The organism is Neorhizobium sp. USDA 3394, from assembly GCF_056280385.1.
The window spans coordinates 1,294,899-1,315,663 of sequence record NZ_JBWCDU010000002.1 but is presented as its reverse complement, the minus strand read 5'-3'; the positions used below and the strand labels follow the sequence as shown (position 1 = coordinate 1,315,663).

Sequence of the window (20,765 nt, the reverse complement as noted above, 5' to 3'; positions counted from 1 at the left end):
GGGAACTACCTGTTCAGGTGGATGCCGCGAGCGCGGAGCATGGATTGGATGTTGACGAGCGAGCCCGTCTCAATGGAAGCATTGGCGGCGATGCCGGTGAGGATGGACCAGGCGCCGGCAACATGATCGGAGGCCCGGCCATAAGGGTCGGGCTGCATGCTTTCCGGATCGAAGATATAGCCCAGCATGACCGGATCCGCGCCACCGTGATCTCCCGCAGCCTTGGGAGCGGCAAGCTGGCGCGGAGGCTCGCCGGCCAGGTGGAGTTCCGTGGTGATCGCATCTTCATCCGCATGGGCGCGTTTGCCGCCGAATACCCCATGAACCTCGACATGGCGATGGGTGATGTCGCCCCTGGTGCCCTGGAACTTGATCTCCAATCCCTCCCAGGGTGAATAGGCAGTCAGCGTGTAATTCGCGGTGACGCCCGAGGCGTAGCGGATATGCGCCTGCATCGTATCCTCGATGCCGATCTCTTCGTCGAACACGCAAAGGTCGCGGAAATAGCCGTCTTCGTGCTCAGCTTCCACATAGAGATTGCGCAGGTTCTCGTCGGCTGCAAGATCGAGCCGGAAATCGCACCTGTCGGCGACGGGACAGTCGCTGCAGCGTGGCCCACGGCCCGTCAGACCTAGTTCCACCGCCATTTCCGGGCGATAAAAGACCCGGCGGCCGGAGGCCAGGACCTCTGTCGGCGCGGTTCCCAGCCACCAGTTGAGAAGATCGAAGTGATGGGTCGATTTGTGGACCAGGAGCCCGCCGGAATTCTCTTTCTGGCGGTGCCAGCGGCGGAAATAATCGGCGCCGTGAACCCGGTCGAGGTGCCAGCGGAAATCGACCGCCGTCACCGTGCCGATCGCTCCGGATAAGATCAGCTCCTTGATCTGCGTACGTGCCGGCGAATAGCGGTAGTTGAAGGTCACGGTCACCTTCCGGCCCGTGCGCGCCTGGGCATCGACGATCTGCTTGAGACGGCTGAGATCGATCGTCAGCGGCTTTTCACAGATGACGTCGCAGCCCGCCTCGAAGGCACGGACGATGTAGTCGGCATGCAGGAAATCCGGTGTCGCGACGACAACCGTATCCGGCTTCTGTTCCGCAATCAGCCGGTCGAAATCGGCGGCGAGATAGGTGGCAACCCCGTTCGTCCCGGGCTTCGAAGCCGCTCGCGCCGCTTCGCCGAGGCGATGGGCGTTGCTGTCGCAGAGTGCCACGATCTCATGTTTGTCAGCATAATCTTCAACAACGGAATTGCGGAACATCTGATGCCGGGAACCGCATCCAACAATGGCGATCTTCACTGTATTTGGCTTTCTTTCTGGGTGGGTTCGATGCGTTTTCCTGCGCCATCGAAATAGTGGAGGTCGGAGAGGTCGAAACCGATGTTGACCGGATCCCCCATTCGGTAGGGCGCGCGCCCATTGTCGCTGGCCAGCAGGACCTGGCCTGAAGACAGGGTGATATGCAGCAAGGTCTCGCTGCCAAGGTATTCGACCAGCCGGATCGTGCCTTGGCCTGTGACATCGCCACTGCCGACGCGCAGAGACGAAGGCCGCACGCATAAAGTCAGCGCCTGATCGTCGGTCGGAAGCTCGGCAATCGCAAAATCAGGCATGCCGGCCACCGAGACCACGGTCCTGCCCGCGTCGCGCGTCGCTTTCGCCTGCAGCATGTTGATCTTCGGAGAGCCTATAAAGCCCGCGACAAAGAGGTTTTGCGGCCGGGTATAGAGCTCCTGGGGCGTGCCGAGCTGCTCGATCTTGCCGCCGCGCAGGACCACGATCCGGCTTGCCATGGTCATTGCTTCAACCTGGTCATGGGTCACATAGATCATGGTGGTGCCGAGGCGGGCATAGAGAGAGGCCAGTTCCGCTCGCATCTGCACGCGCAGCTCTGCGTCGAGATTGGAAAGCGGTTCGTCGAACAGGAAAAGCTGTGGCTCGCGCACGATCGACCTGCCGATCGCCACCCGCTGTTTCTGGCCACCGGACAGCTGGCGCGGCTTGCGGTCCATAAGCTGCTCGATCTGCAGGATGCGCGCGGCCTCTGCCACCCGCCGCTCCACCTCGGCGCGCGAAACCTTGAAGTTTTGAAGGCCGAAAGCCAGGTTCTTTCGCACGCTCATATGCGGATAGAGAGCGTAGCTTTGAAAGACCATCGAAAGCTCGCGCTTTGAGGCGGGCAGGTCGTTGACGACCTTTCCGCCGATCGAGATCGTGCCTTCGCTGATGTCTTCGAGGCCCGCGATCATGCGCAGGAGCGTCGACTTCCCGCAGCCCGAGGGACCGACGAGAACAAGAAACTCGCCGTCGTGGATGTCCAGATTCAGCCCCTGGATAATGGACAGCGCCCCATAGCGCTTGCCGACGTTTCGAAGCGTCAATCCTGCCATGCGTCTTGTTCCCTATTTCATTCCGGAGGTGGCGATGCCGCGCACGATGAGTTTCTGGAACAGGACGAAGAAGATGACGACCGGGACCAGTGAAAGCACCGACATCGCGAACATCTGGCCGTAGGCGGACTGGCCTTCCTGGTCGAGGAAGAGGCGGAGCGCGAGCGGCACGGTATAGCTCTTGATGTCGTTGAGGTAGATCAGCGGGGCGAGGAAATCCTCCCAGACCCAGATCAGCGAAAAGATCGCCGCCGTGCCCATGGCCGGCAGCGAAAGCGGCAATATGATTGCCCAGTAGATCTTGAAGGGCGAACAACCGTCGATCATGGCCGCTTCATCGAGCTCGCGCGGCAATTGCCGAAAGAACTGCACCATCAGAAAGATGAAGAAGGCATCGGAGGCGAGGAAACGCGGCACCACCAGGGGCAGATAGGTGTCGACCCAGCCGAGATTCAGGAACTGGACATATTGAGGGATGAGAACCACGTGATAGGGGATCATCAGGGTCATCATCATCAGCGCGAAGAAGAAGCTGCGTCCGGTGAAACTCAATCGCGCAAAGGCATAGGCCGCGAACGAGCAGGAGACCAGGTTTCCGATCACCGACAGGCCCGTGACGATCGCCGAATTCACGTAGAAGACGGTGAAGGAGATCGGCAGGGCGTACCAGCCCTTGGTGTAGTTCTCGAACCGGAACTCGGAAGGCCAGAGCGTCAGGCTTCCGAAGATCTCGTTTTCCGGCTTGAAGGAGGACGCGAGCAGCCAGAACAGCGGATAGAGCATGACGCATGACACGATGATCAGGAAGGTATGCTTCAGGATCCGGCCGTTGCGGTCTTGTCTGTCGCGCTTCAGCCGCAGCTCGTGAGCCACGCGCGCGGCCTCGTCCATCTGGATGGCGAGCTCCAGATCAGTCGCGCTCGTTTTCATAGTGCACCCAATATTTGGAAGTGAAGAAAGCGATCGCGGTGAAGGTCGCGATGATGACCAGCAGGAACCAGGCAAGCGCCGATGCATAACCCATGCGGAAGAACTTGAAGGCCTCGTTGAACAGGTAGACCGTATAAAACAGGAGGCTGTCCGCCGGAGCGCCGGTGCCGTTGGAGATGATGAACGCGCTGGAAAAGGTCTTGAAGGAATCGATGGTCTGCAGCACCAGATTGAAGAAGATCACCGGAGCAAGAAGCGGCAAGGTGATGCGGGTGAATTGCCGCCAGCCGGGTGTCCCGTCGATTTCCGCGGCCTCGTAAAGATCGCGCGGTATGCCGCGCAGGCCCGCCAGAAAGATCAGCATCGGCGAGCCGAACTGCCACATGGCCAGCACGACCAGTGTATAAAGCGAGGTATCTGGATCGGTGATCCAGGAGGCTCCCTGGATTCCCACCATCGCCAGAACCTGATTGACCACCCCGTCGGCGGCGAAAAGCTGACGCCACAATATGGCGATGGCAATGGAAGCGCCGAGCAGCGACGGCAGGTAGAAGATGGCGCGGTAAAGGCCGATCGTTCGCAGGCCCTTGTCGAGCAGCATGGCGACGCCGAGAGCCATGATCAGGCGGGCGGGCACGGCGAGTGCAACATAGGTAAACGTCACATCCAGCGCTTTCCAGAAGCGCCGGTCCCGCGTGAACATGTATTCGTAATTGCCCCAACCGATCCATCGCGGCGCGCTCACCATGTCGTAGCGGGTGAAGGAAAGATAAAGCGACGCAAGAATCGGCCCCAGGGCGAGCAGGAAAAATCCGATCAGCCAGGGAAGAAGAAATATGTAGGCCGGCGCATTACGGGCAAAAAAACGTTTCATCGACACGACCTTGTTGTCGGAAGAGGGCCCCGGCGGCAGGAGGCCGGGGCCTTGATATTCCCGCGCCGATTACTGGGCGCGCTCGATGATTGCCTGGGCATCCTCGATGAAGGTGCCCGCGGCTTTGGCGACTTCCACCTTGCCGAGCACGACGTCGGTGCCGATACGCATGAAGGCGTCGCGGACCTCTCCCGCTCCCTTGGGGGCGGGTACCGGCAGCGGGCCGACCTTGCTCTGGATCGCCGTGAAATAGTCGACGGAGAGCTTCTCGACTTCCGTGAGCTTCGGGGCCAGCGCTGCGCGGATTTTCGGGGAACAAGGAATGCCGCGTTCCAGGCCGAGAATGCCGGTAATCTCAGGATCGTTGACCCAGGCGTTCATATAGGCAATTGCGGCCGACGTATCCTTGGCGTCCCGGCTGAGAGACAGGAACATCGAAGGCTTGATGAACTGGCCAGGCTTGCCGCCCGCCTTGTGAGGCACCATGGCGGCACCGATCTTGTCTTTTGCCACAGCCTGGATGCCGACCAACTGGTTGGACCAGTAGTGGGACATGGCGGTGTCGCCGACGGCAATGCCCGACTCCGCAATCGGCGGATCGAGAATGACGGTCTTGTTCTTGTCGCGGACAACACCCGCCTTGCGCAGATCGGCCCACATCTGCCACCAGCTGCTGACGTCGCCGGCTGTCGCCGTGACCTTGCCGTCGGGACCGTAGAATTCCCGACCGTTCTGACGCACCCAGGATTCGAAGGTCTCGATCATCAGGGACAGATCGTCCGAGCCCTTCATCTTGCCGCCGGACTTGGCGGTAATCTTTTCGCACGCCTTGGCAAAGTCGTCCCAGGTCCAGTTGATCAGGTCCGCATCGATGCCCGCTTCCTGGAAGGCGCGGGTATTGTGGACCATGACCTGGCTGTTCGAGCCGATGTTGAGAGCATAGAGCTTTCCGTCGACCTTGCCGCCATCAAGAGGCCCCTTGTCGAAGTCGGCGATCATCAGGCTCTTGCCGACGAATTCGTCGAGCGGCTTCAGCGCTCCGCGATTGACGTATTCGAACAGGAATCGGTAATCCATCTGCACGAGGTCGGCCATGTTCCGGCCGGCGGTCTGGGTGGCCATTTTGGTCCAGTAGTCGCCCCAACCGATCGTTTCGCCGGAAACTGCGATACCGGCGTTTTTCTTCTGGAATGTGTCGATGACGGCAAAGGTGCGCTTGTCGCGCTCCGGATTGCCCCACCAATAGTGCCGGATGGTGCGATCGGCAGCAAACGCCGGCATGGCCGGAAGTGCGGCAGCGGCGGCAGTCGCTCCCATGGTGCCCAGCAATGCCCGTCTCGTCAGTTTGGTCATTTCGTCCTCCTCCTTCTAATCCGTATCGCCTCTTGGGCGCCGGATGCGGTTGTTCATGGCTTGTTGCGTGCCGGCTCCTCCTGCCGGACACGCTCCATTCTTCCTCGGCGCAGCTTGTCAGATGAAGCTGCGTAAAAGCTCGGTCAGGCAGAGCATCGCCATCGCCTGCCCGTAAGGCATGGATGTCAGCTTGATCTGCCGATAGAAATCGAGATCGCCGCCCATCGCCGTGCCGAAGGAAACCTGCTGGAGTTCTCCTTCGGGGCTGATGTTGTCGATCACGCCTTTCATGGCTTGCTCGGCGGTTTCCAGATACTCGCTGCCCAGATACCGCTTGCGTACGCCCTTCATCAGGCCATAGGCGAAGCCGGCGGTCGCCGAGGCTTCCAGATAGCTCGACCTATCGTCGATCAGCGTGCGCCACAGGCCCGATGGATGCTGGTGCAGTTTCAGCGCCGCTGCCTGCCGGCCGAGCAGGGACACGAGATGGCGGCGGAGGGGATCGTTTTCGGCAAGATCCAGGAGTTCGATGAATTCCGGAATGGCGATCGTGATCCAGCTATTGCCGCGTGCCCATCTGGCGCGGGCAAAATTATGATTGCCGTCGAACGTCCAGCCGTGAAACCAGAGGCCGGTCTGCGGGTCGCAGAGATATTGGGCGTGAACCAGGAACTGGTATTTTGCCTCTTCCACGAAATCCGGGCGTTTGAGCACGAGGCCGATTTTGGCAAGCGGCAGCACGCTCATCATCAGCGTGTCATCCCACATCTGCTGATCATTGACGCTGTTATAGACGATATGCTGCAGCCCGCCTTCGCGGGTGCGCGGCATCTCGTGCATCACCCATTCGGCCCATGTTTCCAGGTAGGGCCGCCACCGCGGATCCCCCGTGAGTTCATAGAGATGAGCAAGCGTCAGGAACGGTGCGACCGTATTGATGTTCTTTGTGGGGGTCCCTTCGGCGAGCCGGGCTTCGAACCAGTCGACGATGATGTCCCTCACCTTCTGGTTGCCGGTCAGCTGCCAATATTTGAGAAGGCCGAAAAGCGCGACGCCATGGGTCCATTCCCAGCCAGCCCAGCCCTTGGTGTCGATAACCCGGCCGTCATCAAGGCGCAGGAGGAATTCACCGGTGCGATCCTCGATATGGACAAGGTTTTCGATCAGCCGATCGATGAGGCCGCAGACGTCACCGCGCTGGATCAGGTGTTGCTTTTGCCGCAGCAGCGGATGCATGCCGTCCGTCCTCCAAAAATATTCGGAACGATATTCCGGATTTTAGGAAATCACACTCCTTGCGGCTTTTCAACCGTGTTTTTCTGTGCATTCTTCTGCAGGAGCAGGGTTTGTCACCCGTCCATCCTTTATCTTGACACAGGTTTCCGCAAATTCCAGAATAGAATTTCGAAAAAAATAGAACGTGCTATGTCAGAGCCCAACCCGAAAACTGAAAATGTCGCCGCCGTTCTCAAGGTCTTCGCCGTGATGGAGGCGTTGGTCGAGGGGAAGAAGGTGAGTCTTGCCGATCTCGCTCAACGCGCCATGACGTCGAAGACCACGGCGCATCGGCTACTGCAGACCATGGTTGAACTCGGTTATGTGGAGCAGGATGCAGAGACGGAAAAATACGGCCTGACGCTGAAACTTTTCAGCCTCGGCGCGCGCTCGCTGACCGAGCAGACAGATCTGCTGCGTGTGGCGGACCAGGCGATGGGAAAACTTTCCAGGGTGACGGGCGAGTCCGTCAATCTCGGCATTCTCGATGATCGCGACCAGAAGGTCGTCTACATTCACAAATACGATTCAGCCTACAGCCTCTCGATGAAATCGACGCTCGGGCTGCGCAATCCGCTGCACAGCACCTCGCTCGGAAAGGCGCTTCTTGCATGGCGCGACGACGACGAGATCCGGGAGCGGATCAGCAAGATGGAACTGACCAAGCTCGCGCCGCGGACCATCACCGATCCGCAGGAATTGTTCGCCCAGTTGCAGATGGCCCGCAGTCGTGGTTTTGCCGAAGAGGTGGAAGAGAGCGAGGCGGGCGTGCGATGCATGGCGGCGCCGATCTTCAATTATCTCGGAAAACCGATCGCCGCGGTCTCGATTTCCTTTCCGATGTTCCGCTTCGATGAAAGCCGGAAATCCGAATATGTCGACCTCCTGCGCACGGCAGGCCTTGCCGCCTCCGCCGGGCTCGGTTACCAGCCCGCAAAACCAACATCTGACGGCTTCAACGGGTCTTGACGGATCCCTGAAGGCAATATGGACGACTTTCGTCGATGCGGAACCGACATTGCGGAAGCGCGGCGGCTCAAAGAGCCGCCAGGATGCCGCCATCGACATAGAGCACCTGGCCGTTGACGAAATCCGATGCCGGAGAGGCCAGAAAGATCGCCGCACCGGAAAGTTCGTCCGGCTGGCCCCAGCGAGCGGCGGGCGTGCGGTTCTTCACGAAGGCGTCGAATACCGGATCGTCCATCAGCGCGCGGTTCATCTCGGTCGCGAAATAGCCCGGGCCGATGCCGTTGACCTGAATGTTGTGCCGGGCGAGTTCCGTCGCCATGCCGCGGGTCAGCATTTTCAGGGCGCCCTTCATTGTCGTGTAGGGCACGACGGTCTTGCGGCCGACCTCGCTCATCAGCGAGCAGATGTTGATGATTTTGCCGCCACCGCGTTCGATCATGCCAGGCAGCACCGCTTGCGAGGGAAGCACCGCGCCCATCACATGGGTGTCGAACATCCGCCGCCAGGTTTCGGCGCTATGCTCGAGGAAGGGCGCACGGATCTGAATGCCGGCATTGTTGACGAGGATATCGACCCCGTCGAGGCCTGCGAACGCAGCTTCCGTCTCGTCGGCCTTGGTGATGTCGCAGACCAGCCCGCAGGCCTCGTACCCCTCCGTTTTCAATTGGTTCACGGCCGTGGAAAGCGTCGCCTCATCGCGCCCGTTCAGCGTGACCCGGGCTCCGGCAGACGCGAGCCCGCGCGCCATGGCAAGGCCGAGGCCCCGGCTCGAACCGGTAAGGACGGCATGGCGCCCGCGCAGATCGAAAAGTGGATGTCGGATGTTCATCGAAATTTCTCCCGCATGGCCTGAATACCGGGAAGGGCATCCATAAGACAATCATGACGAGGATCAAGACACCTGATCGGATCGCGGCGATGCCGGCCGACCAGGATCCGTGAATATCTATCCCCTATGACCGGGCGAGGTGGAGGTCGGATGATATCCTTTGTCAAGAAGGAAGGTATAGCCGGGGTGGTCAGCGGGCTCTGCGGTGCGGACCTTTACTATCCGCCCGGAGCCTTTATATACATGAGGCAAATTATCATATTATGAGGCGTCTCCGAGCAAGCTGGTTGCGACGCCTTGCTGGCAAGTATGATGTTTCCAATGGCAGATGGTGAAGGATTCCGGCGTTGAGTTATTGGCATTCCATGGCTTGGCATACGGAGGGGATAAGGGTTGTCGCTCCCGTCAAGTGGCGTCGTTTCGACGGGTTGGTCAGCGTCTTCTGGGAGGCGGAAAGCCAGTCCGGTGCCACGGGCTATTATTTGGCGGACGACCCGCGCATCATGATTTTCTTCAATGACGTATCGTCTCGAATTCGCATGTCGAACCGGGACGGCTCGCAGCACTACCGTCCGATGACCCGCGCCGTTTATGTTCCCGCCGGCGTTCCCATGTGGACCAGCAGCGAAACCAAGCACCGCTTTTCGCACCTCAACCTGCATATGCATAGGGATCGGTTGCTCCGGTTCCTGTCGCCCTCGGTTGGGGCCTCCGCCGCCTTGGCCGCGGTGCGCCGGCCGGTGGAGCTTCAGGATGTCGGCGCCATCGAGACGCTGGCGGGTTTGCTGGTCGACGAGATATCCAGTCCGTCAAGGCACGCTGTCTATGGCGAAAGTCTCGTGGGCAGCATCGTCGCCGGTCTTCTCGACATCCCCGACCATGAAACCGAAAAGGCCAATGGCAGGCTGACCCAGGCACAGATGAACAAGCTGGTGTCACGCATCGACGGCTTGAGTGACAGCCGCCTGACGGTTGCCGAAATGGCTGCCACCGTCGGCCTTTCGGAAAGCTGGTTTGCCAATGTCTTCAAGCATACCACCGGTAAAACGCCGCTGCAGTGGCAACTCGCTAGGCGCATCGACCTGGCGAAAAGTCTGCTTGTTGAAAGCGATCTGGCTGTCGCGGAAATCGCGGCCCAGCTGGGCTTCACCGACCAGGCACATTTGACCAAGGCGTTCAGGCAGATTGCCGGCGATACGCCTGCCGCCTGGCGCCGGATGCGGCAAAGCCACTAGGCTCAGGAACCTGCCATGCCCGGTGTGGCTGCCGGGCATGGCGATTGCGCTACCAGGTCTGGCGCAGCGTTGCATAGATTGCGCGGCCGGGATTGTAATAATAGGCGCCGCCGTCATCGTTGGCGATATGCTTCTCGTCAAACAGATTGCTGGCGTTAAGCTGGAACGTCGTGTTCTCCTGGATCTTGTAGGTGAAGGCGGCGTCGAAGACGATGGCACCGTCCGACTTCCGGGTATTTGCGTTGTCGAAGTAATACGAGCCCGTATAGCGGGCACCGACACCGAAGGTCATGTCACCCCGGCTTCCGTTGCCTTCCACCGTATAGGTGCCCCACACCGAGGCAAGATGCTCCGGAACCTGCGCGAAACGCTTGCCATCGTAGGTGCCGCCGTTCTCGACGATACTTGAATCGATGTAGGAATAGGATGCGATGAGGTTGATGTTGTCGGTCACTTCCGCCTTGGCCTCGAGATCAACACCACGATGCCGGATTTTGTCGACCGTCGCCGGCAGGTAGGTCGGAGCTTCATAGGTCGTGATGTTCTCCATCGTCAGGTCGTAGACGGAGGCGGTGAACAGGGCGGGGAATGCATCCGGCCGATACTTGATGCCGGCTTCGTATTGCTTTCCAACCGTAGGCTCGATACCCGCGCTCGGTGGCGCAACGGATTCGGCATAGCTCACATAGGCCGCGAGTTCCTCCGTGAGCTTATAGCTCAGACCGAAGCGCTTGGTGAATTCGCTGAAATCGCCTGTCGCTACGGAACCTGTAAGCCGGTTTGTTTCCTTGAGGTCAAGCCAATCATTGCGCAGGCCGATGCTCGCCGTCAGCTTGTCGAAGAAGGTCAGATCCTGTTGCAGATAGACCGCTTTGGTCTTTTGGTCGCTTGCTACGCTGTTGTAAGGCGACAGCGAGACAGGCCCGCCCGAATAGACCGGATTTTGCCAGTTTATGGCCGGTGCAGCGGTGTAGAAGCTGTCATTCTTCGACTCGAACTTGTTATACTCGACGCCGAGCAGCGTACGGCTTTCCACATCGTTGAAATTCGTCTCATAGAGCAGATGCGCATCGACGATGAACTGCTCGGAAGACTTGTCGCTGCCGAAGTAACTGCGATCCATCATGCCCGTGGGATCATTGGCGCCCAGCGTATCGTAGATATAGGCGTAGCCGAAGCCCGTATCCGACTTGCTGTAGCGGGCGTTGGAGTTGAAGGTCAGGCCATTCCCGAAGTCGTGGTCGAGCATGACACTGTAGGTATTCCTGTTGGTCGTATCGTAATTATAGTCCGGTTCGCCGAAGAAACGATCCCGGTCGAGGTCCGTACCCCTCGGATGGCCGCCCCCGCTGGGTGTGCCGTCCTTATCGAGGTGATCGAAGACGAATGAAAGGCTTGTCGCCGCCGTGGGGCGCCAGGTGAGGCCGCCCATGATGAAGTTTTCGTCATCCTGCGAATAGTCGTATTCGGCGTCCGAGCGCTGCACCTTGCCGGTCAGGCGGTATGAGAGGGTGTCATCCTCGGTGATGTTGTCGCCGAAGTCGAAACCGGCCTCCTTGTGATTGAAGGAGCCGCCCGTGCCATAAATCTCGCCGAAACGCTCGCTTTTCGGCAGTTTGGTGACATAATTCACCGAGCCACCAGGATCGGAAACCCCGAAGCCTGTGGAGTTGGCTCCCCTCAGCACCTCGATACGCTCGAGGGCATAGGGCTCTTCCCGAATTCCGCTCCACGTTCTCCCGACGACCAGTCCGTCACGATATGTAAAGGGCGTAAAACCCCGGATCTTGAAATAGTCATAACGATCGTCCGAACCGTAATAGTCCGTCACCACGCCGGCGGTATATTGCACGACCTGCTCAACGCTGTCCGCGCCTCGCTCCCGGACTTCCTTGGACGTGATGACAGAGACCGAAGCGGGCGTTTCCAGAATATCCGCAGGCATCTTGCCAACACCAGTCGTCTTCGTCGCGATGATCGACTTCGAGTCGTTATCGGTATCGAGGCCGGCGCCGCTGCCCTGGATGACGATCGGTGCGAGTGTGGTATCGGCGCTCGAATTTTCCTGGCCAAGCACCACGGTCGGCGTGAAGGCGACAAGCGCCGTGCAAGCCAGAAGGGCGGCATTCCGATATCGGATAAGGGCCGGTCTCGAGCGAGCGCTTGTTCTTTCGTTGTCCATTTTCACGTTCCAGAGGTTGATGTGGCGAGAGATCGCCGAGACTGATGCCAGGTCGGGGAACCATCCCGAACGACATCCCGGCGAACCACACGCGAGGGATCCCTCCGGTCATGGCGCCCGTAATGGCTTGGTCTGATATGCCCCGGGGCGGCTATTAACTTGAGCATGTTTGTCCAGTATTGTAAATTCTCCGCGCTTTGTAGGATCCCATGGAAATCTCAGTGTTCTTGCCGGTGAAGGCCCGGAGAGTGTTGACGGGGCTCCCTTAACCTGAAAGTGGAAGTCCACTTAAGTCTGCGGAGTTTGACCATGCTGCGGTTATTGCTTTCGGCCGTGAAAATGGCGGCGACATGCATCTGGATTGTTGCGTTCTGCGTCGCCGGGGCAGGCGCCCGGGCGGCCGAGGGGACGACCTATCCCGTCACCATCAAGCATGCGTTCGGCACGACGATCATTCCCAGAAAGCCTGTGCGGGTAGCGACCGTGGCCTGGGCAAACCATGAAGTGCCGCTGGCGCTCGGCGTGGTGCCCGTCGGATTCGCCAGGGCCAATTTCGGCGACGATGACGGCGATGGGGTGTTGCCTTGGGTGGCCGAAAGGCTGGCAGCGCTCCATGCCGCCAGGCCGGTACTTTTCGATGAAGGCGACGGCATCGATTTCGAGGCGGTCGCCGCGACCAGACCCGATGTGATCCTGGCATCCTATTCCGGCTTGAGCCAATCGGATTACGAGACGCTGAGCCAGATCGCCCCGGTCGTCGCCTATCCCGAAGCACCCTGGTCGACCGGTTGGCGTGAGATGATACGCTTGAACAGCGCCGGGATGGGCATGGGCCCGCAAGGCGACGCCTTGATCGCCGGGATCGAGGCCGACATCGCCAAGGTGGTGGGCGGGCATCCTGAGCTCCAGGGAAAATCCGCGATGTTCATCACCCATCTCGATGCGACTGACCTGAGCACCGTCAACTTCTATACGACGAACGATACCCGGGTGAGGTTCTTCGAGGATCTCGGTCTGATGTCCCCGAAAAGCGTTGTCGAGGCCTCGAAGTCCGGGAAATTTGCCGGGTCTGTCAGCGCCGAGCGCATCGATGACTTCGACGACGTGGATATCGTCGTCACCTACGGTAGCCAGAAACTGCTCGATGCGCTGGCGGCAAACCCTCTGATGTCCAGAATGCCGGCCGTGGACAAGGGCGCTCTCGTCATGCTGGGCCGTAATCCGATCGGCACGGCGGCCAATCCGACACCGCTTTCGATCTCGTGGGTCTTGAAGGACTATGTGGATCTGCTTGCGGAAGCGGCCAGAAAATCCAAATGACGGCCGGCAGCATAGGATCGTTCTCTCGGTCGTTCGCCTCTGGACGTTCGAACCGGACCCGCGGCCTCTGGCTGGCCGGGTTGGTCGTGGCCCTTTCGGCCCTCTGTGCGCTCTCGGTAACGGTCGGCACCCGCGAAGTGGCCTGGAGCGATGTCGTCGCGGCGCTCGCCGGTCAGATCGACAACATCGGTCAGGCGGCGGTGAGCGTGCGTATCCCAAGGACGGTACTTGCGGTACTTGCCGGCGCCGCGCTCGGGCTTGCCGGGGCGATCATGCAGGGCGTGACCCGAAATCCTCTCGCCGATCCGGGTATTCTTGGCGTCAATATGGGTGCGTCGCTGGCTGTCGTGACCGGCGTCGCCTTGTTCGACATGTCCTCGGCGCAGGCCTATATCTGGGCTGCTATCCTCGGAGCGGGGTCTTCGGCAGTTTTCGTCTATACGATAGGATCGCTCGGGCGCGGCGGGGCAACGCCGTTGAAGCTGGCGCTGGCCGGAGCCGCAACGTCGGTTGCCTTCTCCTCGATGGTGATCGCCGTCGTGCTGCCGCGCGCCGATATCGCGGGCGGCATCCGCTCCTGGCAGATCGGCGGCGTGAGCGGAGCGACCTTTGAGCGCATTGTTCCGGTGCTGCCGTTTCTCGCCGTCGGTTTCGTGGTCAGCCTTTTGTCGGCGCGAAAGCTGAACTCGCTGGCTTTGGGCGATGATGTCGCCGCAGGGCTTGGCGAGCGTGTCGCCGTGGCCCGCGCCGTCGCCTCGTTCGGCGCCATCTTCCTGTGCGGGGCGACAACGGCAGTGTGCGGGCCCATCGGCTTTCTTGGACTGGTCGTGCCGCATGTCTGCCGTCTGCTGGTCGGGGTCGATCACCGCTGGCTGCTGCCGTTTTCCACCCTTGGCGGCGCGTGCCTGCTGCTGGCGGCGGATGTGGTCGGTCGTATCGTCACCAGGCCAGCCGAGATCGAGGTCGGAATCATCACGGCCCTCGTCGGCGCGCCTTTCTTCATTTGGATCGTCAGGCGGCAGCGGGTTCGAGAACTGTGACAGTGCTTTCCCCAACCATTGGTCTCATTGTTGAAAATCGCCGCCGCCGGGCGCGCCGGCATGTTCTCGTGATCGCCATTCTGCTGGCCATCATGGTCGCCCTCTTTGCGGTGACCTTGTCTCTCGGCCAGTCGTTCACCCCGCCCGGGGACGTCATGCGTGTCCTGCTCGGGGAGGATGTCGCAGGCGCTGCCTTTACGGTCGGCAAGCTGCGGCTGCCGCGCTCGGTCCTTTCCGTTCTCGCAGGACTGGCCTTTGGGCTCGGCGGCGTCACGTTCCAGCTCATGCTGCGCAATCCCCTCGCCAGCCCGGACATCATCGGCATCACGTCGGGCGCAAGTGCCGCGGCCGTGTTCGCCATCGTCGTCCTGTCGTTGAGCGGACCGATTGTTTCGGTCCTGGCGGTCGTCGCGGGCCTCGGGGTGGCGCTGCTGGTCTATGCCCTGTCATTCCGCAGCGGAGCGGCGGGGACGCGGCTCATCCTGGTCGGCATCGGTGTCTCGGCCATGCTGGAAAGCGTCGTCGCCTATATCCTTTCCAGTGCGCCTGCCTGGAACCTGCAGGAAGCAATGCGCTGGCTGACCGGCAGCGTCAACGGAGCGCAGCTCGGTCAGGCGCTTCCGCTTCTTCTGGCGCTGGTGACGTTCGGCGGGCTGCTGCTCGGCCGGGCACGCGATCTGGAGGCGCTTCGCCTGGGTGACGACATGGCTGCGGCCCTGGGGGTCAAGGTGGCAAGGACCCGCATGCTGGTGATCGTTGTAGCGGTCGGAATGATTGCATCCGCAACGGCGGTGACGGGACCGATCGCGTTTGTGGCTTTCCTGTCGGGACCTATCGCCTCCCGGATCGTCGGACGCAACGGCTCGCTGCTGATACCGGCGGCGCTGATCGGTGCGATACTTGTCCTGGGGGGCGACTATGTCGGTCAATTCCTTCTGCCAGGCCGTTATCCGGTGGGCGTGGTGACCGGAGCGCTGGGCGCGCCCTATCTGATCTACCAGATCGTGCGCGCCAACCGGATGGGAGGCTCGCTATGACCGTTCGCCCCGCTCACTCTCTTAACGCCAGCGGGCTTGCGGCCGGATATAACCATGCCGAGATCCTGCACGGGCTTGATCTTGCCTTGCCGCCCGGCAAGATCACCGCAGTGGTCGGCGCCAATGCCTGCGGCAAGTCCACGCTCCTGCGCACCATGTCCCGGCTCATCTCGCCCAGCCAGGGACATGTTTTGCTGGACGGCAAATCGATCCACCGCATCCCGTCCCGGGAATTGGCTCGAACATTGGGTCTACTTCCTCAGTCGCCGATCGCGCCGGAGGGAATTACCGTCGCCGACCTCGTCAGCCGCGGGCGGCATCCGCATCAAAACCTGTTTTCACGCTGGACGCGCAAGGACGATGAAGCCGTGGAAAGCGCGCTGACAGCGACCAAAACCGTTGAGCTTGCCGAACGGCCGGTGGACGAACTGTCGGGCGGGCAGCGCCAGCGCGTCTGGATCGCCATGGCTCTGGCGCAACAGACGGACGTTCTGCTGCTGGACGAACCGACGACGTTTCTCGACATCAATCACCAGGTCGAAGTTCTCGATCTGCTGACAGATCTCAACCACGCGCGGGGAACCACCGTCGTCATGGTCCTGCACGACCTTAATCTCGCGGCGCGCTACGCGGACTACCTCGTCGCGATAGCCGGGGGGCGGGTGCATGTCGCGGGGCGGCCCGAGGACGTGCTGACGGAAGAGAACGTGCAGCAGGTCTTCGGGCTCGAAAGCCGCGTCATTACCGACCCGACATCGGGCCGGCCGATCATGCTGCCGATCGGTCGTCATCGGATGGCGGAGGGCCAGGATTTGAAGGAGAATCGGTCATGAATGCAGTCCAGCCGCTCAAGTTGTCAGGCATTGCGCTGCCAAAGGATGCCGAGCGCATGCTCGACGAAATCTGCGAGCACTTCATCGAGCATGCAGAGGTGCAGCGAAGCAAGGACCACGCCCTGCTGAAAAGCAAGAACAGCACGACGAGCATCCGACTGGCAGACAGCAAGCTCCTGATCGAACTGGCATGCGAATCGGAAGCGGCGCTGCAACTGAATCGAACGATGCTCGCGGAACACCTGTTCTACTTTGCGGGCGAGGACCCGTTCGAATTGACGTGGTCGCGGCATTCGCCCCTCGCGACGCTGCCGAACATCCACGAGGTGACGGTCGTCTCGGCGGGGGATGTAACCCCTCACATGCGGCGAGTGAAGTTCGCCTGCGCCGATGTCGCGCCGTTCGTCGGCGGCGACATGCACGTTCGCCTCCTGGTCCCCCCGAAGGGCAGGCCGCCGGTATGGCCGGGCATCCGCGAAGACGGCCGCGTCGCATGGCCCGAGGGAGAAGACGAGATTCTGGTTCGCATATACACGATCCGCGCCGTCGATATCGAACGCCGGGAATTGTGGATCGACTTCCTGCAGCATCCGGCGGCCCATATTACGACACCTGGTGCCGACTTTGCCCGCGACGTGCAACCCGGAGAAAAGGTAGCGCTGCTCGGACCAGGAGGGGGCGGTCTTCCGGCGGCACAGTCCATTCTCCTGGTCGGCGACGAAAGCGCGCTTCCCGCCATCGCCCGGATCGCGGCCGAGGTGGCGCCGGGCACCCGGATGCAGGCTATCATCGAAGTGCTGGATGAGGCGGAAGAGCAGCCGCTTCCGTCAGCGGGTTCGCTGGATGTCCGCTGGCTGCATCGGCGGCGCTATCCGGCCGGAGCGAAAGGCATTCTCGCGGAGGAAGCCAAGAAGGCGGTCGCTTCCATCGAGGACGATACCTTCGTCTGGGTCGCCTGCGAAAAGGAGGATGTGCGTTCCATCCGCGCCTTCCTGAAAGGCCGCGGGCACGACAAGAAGCAAATGTATGTGGCCTGGTACTGGGAACAACCTTCCGCCTGACCCTTGGTCCCCCGATGAGCCTTGTTTGCGTCTGCCGTGTGAGGAACGCGTGGCGACCGATATCGCCGGCTGCGGTCAGGACGCCCGGTGAACTCATTCCGAGGGGCGACCTGCCAAGCAGTCGAAGCTGCCCGGCACGTTGGGGCCTCTTGAGGCTTGTCCGTCGCGATCTATATGACCCTGTTCAATGGTTTCCACTGCAAAGGGTGAACATGACAGAACGGTTCGAAGAGGCGGAATTTATCGACCCTCCGCGTATCTCGAGCGGCGTGCCGGGGCTCGATACCATCCTCGACGGCGGCCTCGATGAAAACCGGCTTTATCTTTACGAGGGCCGGCCTGGGACGGGTAAAACCACGATTGCCCTGCAATTTCTGCTCGAAGGTGTCCGCCAGGGAGAGCAGGTGCTTTACATCACCCTTTCCGAAACGGAGCGCGAGCTGCAGCTCGTCGCCTCCCGTCACGGCTGGTCGCTCAAGGGTTTGGAAGTTTTTGAACTCGTGCCGCCGGAAACCACGCTCGATCCCGACCGCGAGCTGACAGTGTTTCATCCAGCGGAAATGGAACTCAATGAAACGACCAAGCTCATTCTAGATCGCGTCTCCCAGCTTAACCCGAAGCGCGTGGTCATCGACAGCCTTTCCGAATTGCGCCTCCTCGCTCACAGTCCGCTGCGTTACCGGCGCCAGGTCCTGGCGCTGAAGCACTTTTTCACCAGCCGGCAGTGCACCGTCATTCTTCTTGACGATCTGTCGTCTCAACAGAATGACCTGCAGCTCCATTCGATTTCCCATGGGGTCGTGCTGCTGGAACAGCTTGCCATCGACTTCGGCGCCGAACGGCGCCGCATGCGGGTCGTCAAGATGCGGGGCATCAAGTTCCGCGGCGGCTACCATGATTTTACGATCGAAAGGGGCGGTCTCCACATTTTCCCGCGCCTCATTGCCGCGGAGCATCATCAGTCTTTCGACCACGAGTTCACGTTAAGCGGGAACAAGGAAATCGACGACATGCTGGGCGGGGGGCTCGAACGAGGTACGAACGTGCTGTTCCTGGGGGCCGCCGGGGTGGGAAAGTCGTCACTTGCTCTGACTTACGCCTTGGCGGCGGCGAACCGCGGCGAGCACGCCGTCATTTACGCCTTCGACGAGGGACGTGGAACACTGGAGGCGCGCGCCCGGAATCTGGGCTTCGATCTCCAAACCCATCTGGACAGCGGGCTGATCCGTTTGCAGCAGATCGATCCCGCAGAACTTTCCCCGGGGGAGTTCACCGCCAACGTCCAGAAAAGCGTGGAGGTCGACGGCGCGCGCGTCGTTGTCATCGACAGTTTGAACGGCTACATGAATGCGATGCCGGACGAGCGGTTTCTGATCCTGCAGATGCACGAACTGCTGACCTATCTTGGCCAGCGCGGCGTGCTGACCATCCTTGTCCTTGCCCAGCATGGGCTCGTAGGGCCGCTCGAGGCACCGCTCGACCTGAGCTATCTCAGTGATTCCGTCGTCATGCTGCGGTATTTCGAAGTGCAAGGCACCGTGCGCCGAGCGATATCCGTTGTGAAAAAGCGCAGCGGCAAGCATGAGCACAGCGTGCGCGAGTTCAGCTTGTCGGACAATGGCATCAAGCTTGGACCGCCAACCCTGGAGTTCACCGGCGTGCTGGCCGGCTCGCCGTATTTTTCAGCCGCTCCTGCAACGAGTTCAGCAGACGGAAATAATGGCGCAAGGTGAAGACGAACTGGAACCCGTTATTGTTTTTGCTCCGGTCGGCAGGGACGCGGCCGCCTCTGTCGGATTGCTAAGCCGGAGTGGTATCGCGGCAAAGGTTTGCGGCGATCTTCAGAGCCTGGTGGCATCGCTGCAGGCCGGTGCTGCAGCTGCGTTTATCGCTGAGGAAGCCTTGTTCGGAAAAGACGCAGGTCTCCTGTTCAAATGGGTTGCGGACCAGCCGCCCTGGTCGGATCTTCCCTTCATCCTGCTGACCAGCCGTCAGGAGCAGACCGGCATCGAGGCGTGGCGGCAGCGACTGATCAACTCTTTGCGCAACGTGGCTCTCCTGGAACGGCCGGTCCAGGCCCAGACCCTTGTCAGCACGATCCAATCCGCGCTTCGCGCGCGAGCCCGGCAGTTGGAATTGCGTGGGCTTCTGGCGGAGCGCGAGCAGGCCGCCCAGGAACTGGAGAAGCAGGTCATTTTGCGTACCCAGGAGCTTAAAGCCGCCAACGAGGCGCTGCGCGACCAGATGACGGTGCGTGCGCATGTTGAGGAAAAGCTTCGGCAAGCCCAGAAGATCGAGGCGATCGGTCAGTTGACCGGGGGCGTTGCTCACGATTTCAACAATCTGCTGATGGTCATTTCCGGAGGGCTGGAAATGCTCGACCGTCAGACGGACCCAGCCAGGCGCAAACGCCTGATGGACGGGATGCGTCAAGCCGCCGAACGGGGCGCCGGCCTTACTCGCCAGCTTCTGGCTTTTTCCCGCCGTCAGGAACTGCAGCCGCAGACGATCGATCTGGCCCGCCAGATCGGAGGGATGCGCGAACTGCTCGACCGCAGCCTGAGGGGCGATGTCCATGTCACGCTCGAGTTCTCACCCGACCTTTGGCCGGTCGAGGTTGACGCAAGCGAGCTGGAACTTGTCGTTCTCAACCTTGCCGTCAACGCCCGCGACGCGATGCCGAGAGGGGGCACGATCGAAATCCGAGCGGAAAATGTTCCGCTCCTGGATCAAAGCGGCTCCACGAAAGACTTCGTCCGCCTTTCCGTCAGCGACAACGGATCCGGAATGACCCGCGAGGTGCAGGCGCGCGTGTTCGAACCGTTCTTTACAACGAAGGATATCGGCAAGGGATCCGGCCTCGGCCTTGCGCAGGTGCATGGTTTCGTCCAGCAATCCGGCGGCAAGATAGACATCGAAAGCGAAGTCGGTCGAGGGACGAAAATAACCCTCATGTTGCCCCGTTCCTCAAAGGAGCCCGGACCGGATCAGAACCACCTCGTGGACCTGCACGTCGCGCGGCGCCGCCCGGCGTCGGCAGGCAGCGTCCTGCTGGTTGAAGACGACGACGAAGTCGCGGCTCTTGTCAGCGAGATGCTGGAGGATCTCGGTTTTCAGGTGGTGCGCGCAGCAACGGCGGCGGCCGCTCTGGGCGCCCTTGCGAACGGGCGGCGGGTCGACTTGGTATTCTCGGACATCATGATGCCCGGTGGCATGAACGGCGTGGAACTGGCAAAGGAAATTCGAGCCCGCCGCATAGACCTGCCGATCCTATTGACGAGCGGATATTCCGAGGTGGCCAAGCAAGCCGCAGAGGCGCAAGGCATCAGGATCCTGCGCAAACCCTACCAGTTGGCCGAGCTGTCAGAGGCGCTCAGAGGCGCAATATCAAGGCACGACGTCAATTGATCCCGCCAGACCCGGTTCCCTCGTGCA

Annotated in this window: 17 protein-coding genes and 1 pseudogene; 10 read left to right on the top strand and 8 right to left on the bottom strand. The window is 60.8% G+C overall.

Annotated elements, in window-relative coordinates:
* Positions 1-5 precede the first annotated feature (5 nt).
* From ACZ9EJ_RS27895 to bglB, 6 genes are all read right to left on the bottom strand, one after another.
* A complete protein-coding gene (locus ACZ9EJ_RS27895) occupies positions 6-1,301 on the bottom strand; it encodes a Gfo/Idh/MocA family protein (RefSeq protein WP_052764567.1) in 1,296 nt (431 codons plus the stop codon).
* Positions 1,298-2,392, bottom strand: coding sequence for an ABC transporter ATP-binding protein (locus ACZ9EJ_RS27890; protein WP_046639911.1), 1,095 nt, complete (start codon positions 2,390-2,392; stop codon positions 1,298-1,300). Before ACZ9EJ_RS27890 ends, ACZ9EJ_RS27895 begins: the two co-directional genes overlap by 4 nt.
* A gap of 12 nt (positions 2,393-2,404) precedes the next feature.
* The gene (locus tag ACZ9EJ_RS27885; protein WP_245289935.1) at positions 2,405-3,175 is read right to left on the bottom strand and encodes a carbohydrate ABC transporter permease; all 771 of its coding nucleotides are present in this window, start codon (positions 3,173-3,175) and stop codon (positions 2,405-2,407) included.
* A gap of 127 nt (positions 3,176-3,302) precedes the next feature.
* Positions 3,303-4,196: a carbohydrate ABC transporter permease gene (locus tag ACZ9EJ_RS27880; protein WP_046639913.1), complete on the bottom strand. Its 894-nt coding sequence runs from the start codon at positions 4,194-4,196 to the stop codon at positions 3,303-3,305.
* A gap of 69 nt (positions 4,197-4,265) precedes the next feature.
* Positions 4,266-5,549, bottom strand: coding sequence for an ABC transporter substrate-binding protein (locus ACZ9EJ_RS27875; RefSeq protein WP_046627282.1), 1,284 nt, complete (start codon positions 5,547-5,549; stop codon positions 4,266-4,268).
* A 117-nt stretch (positions 5,550-5,666) separates the two neighbouring features.
* Positions 5,667-6,785: a beta-galactosidase BglB gene (bglB, locus tag ACZ9EJ_RS27870; protein WP_046639914.1), complete on the bottom strand. Its 1,119-nt coding sequence runs from the start codon at positions 6,783-6,785 to the stop codon at positions 5,667-5,669.
* Between the two features lie 189 nt (positions 6,786-6,974).
* Between bglB and kdgR the strand changes: the two genes are divergently transcribed.
* Positions 6,975-7,793, top strand: coding sequence for a DNA-binding transcriptional regulator KdgR (gene kdgR / locus ACZ9EJ_RS27865; RefSeq protein ID WP_046627278.1), 819 nt, complete (start codon positions 6,975-6,977; stop codon positions 7,791-7,793).
* A 67-nt stretch (positions 7,794-7,860) separates the two neighbouring features.
* Here kdgR and ACZ9EJ_RS27860 read toward each other — a convergent pair whose 3' ends face one another.
* Entirely contained in the window at positions 7,861-8,622 is a 762-nt protein-coding gene (locus ACZ9EJ_RS27860) for an SDR family oxidoreductase (RefSeq protein ID WP_046627276.1), read from the bottom strand.
* 347 nt (positions 8,623-8,969) lie between these two features.
* On the opposite strand from ACZ9EJ_RS27860, the gene ACZ9EJ_RS27855 reads away from it, so the two are divergent.
* Positions 8,970-9,857: a helix-turn-helix domain-containing protein gene (locus ACZ9EJ_RS27855; protein ID WP_255736687.1), complete on the top strand. Its 888-nt coding sequence runs from the start codon at positions 8,970-8,972 to the stop codon at positions 9,855-9,857.
* Positions 9,858-9,906: 49 nt separating this feature from the next.
* On the opposite strand, the gene ACZ9EJ_RS27850 is transcribed toward ACZ9EJ_RS27855, so the two are convergent.
* Positions 9,907-12,039 carry a TonB-dependent siderophore receptor gene (locus ACZ9EJ_RS27850; RefSeq protein ID WP_046639915.1) on the bottom strand — a complete coding sequence of 711 codons (2,133 nt, stop codon included), beginning with the start codon at positions 12,037-12,039 and terminating at the stop codon, positions 9,907-9,909.
* Positions 12,040-12,378: 339 nt separating this feature from the next.
* On the opposite strand from ACZ9EJ_RS27850, the gene ACZ9EJ_RS27845 reads away from it, so the two are divergent.
* The 8 genes and pseudogenes from ACZ9EJ_RS27845 (at position 12,379) to ACZ9EJ_RS27810 (ending at position 20,738) form a co-directional block, all read left to right on the top strand.
* Positions 12,379-13,359 (top strand): ABC transporter substrate-binding protein, encoded by a 981-nt coding sequence (locus tag ACZ9EJ_RS27845; protein ID WP_046627700.1) that lies wholly within the window; start codon positions 12,379-12,381, stop codon positions 13,357-13,359.
* Positions 13,356-14,399, top strand: coding sequence for a FecCD family ABC transporter permease (locus ACZ9EJ_RS27840; RefSeq protein WP_046639916.1), 1,044 nt, complete (start codon positions 13,356-13,358; stop codon positions 14,397-14,399). The genes ACZ9EJ_RS27845 and ACZ9EJ_RS27840 overlap by 4 nt, the downstream gene beginning before the upstream one ends.
* A 2-nt stretch (positions 14,400-14,401) precedes the next feature.
* On the top strand, positions 14,402-15,436 hold the full coding sequence (locus ACZ9EJ_RS27835; RefSeq protein ID WP_046639917.1) for a FecCD family ABC transporter permease: 1,035 nt from the start codon (positions 14,402-14,404) through the stop codon (positions 15,434-15,436).
* Complete coding sequence (locus ACZ9EJ_RS27830; protein ID WP_046639918.1) at positions 15,433-16,269, top strand: ABC transporter ATP-binding protein; 837 nt, start codon at positions 15,433-15,435, stop codon at positions 16,267-16,269. The genes ACZ9EJ_RS27835 and ACZ9EJ_RS27830 overlap by 4 nt, the downstream gene beginning before the upstream one ends.
* On the top strand, positions 16,266-17,330 hold the full coding sequence (locus ACZ9EJ_RS27825) for a DUF2218 domain-containing protein (protein ID WP_046639919.1): 1,065 nt from the start codon (positions 16,266-16,268) through the stop codon (positions 17,328-17,330). The genes ACZ9EJ_RS27830 and ACZ9EJ_RS27825 overlap by 4 nt, the downstream gene beginning before the upstream one ends.
* A 212-nt stretch (positions 17,331-17,542) precedes the next feature.
* Positions 17,543-19,063 carry an ATPase domain-containing protein gene (locus tag ACZ9EJ_RS27820; RefSeq protein ID WP_046627263.1) on the top strand — a complete coding sequence of 507 codons (1,521 nt, stop codon included), beginning with the start codon at positions 17,543-17,545 and terminating at the stop codon, positions 19,061-19,063.
* Positions 18,948-20,282: pseudogene (locus ACZ9EJ_RS27815) on the top strand (ATP-binding protein); the annotation flags it as partial. The gene ACZ9EJ_RS27820 and the pseudogene ACZ9EJ_RS27815, both read left to right, overlap by 116 nt.
* The gene (locus ACZ9EJ_RS27810; RefSeq protein WP_476100522.1) at positions 20,283-20,738 is read left to right on the top strand and encodes a response regulator; all 456 of its coding nucleotides are present in this window, start codon (positions 20,283-20,285) and stop codon (positions 20,736-20,738) included.
* Positions 20,739-20,765 lie beyond the last annotated feature (27 nt).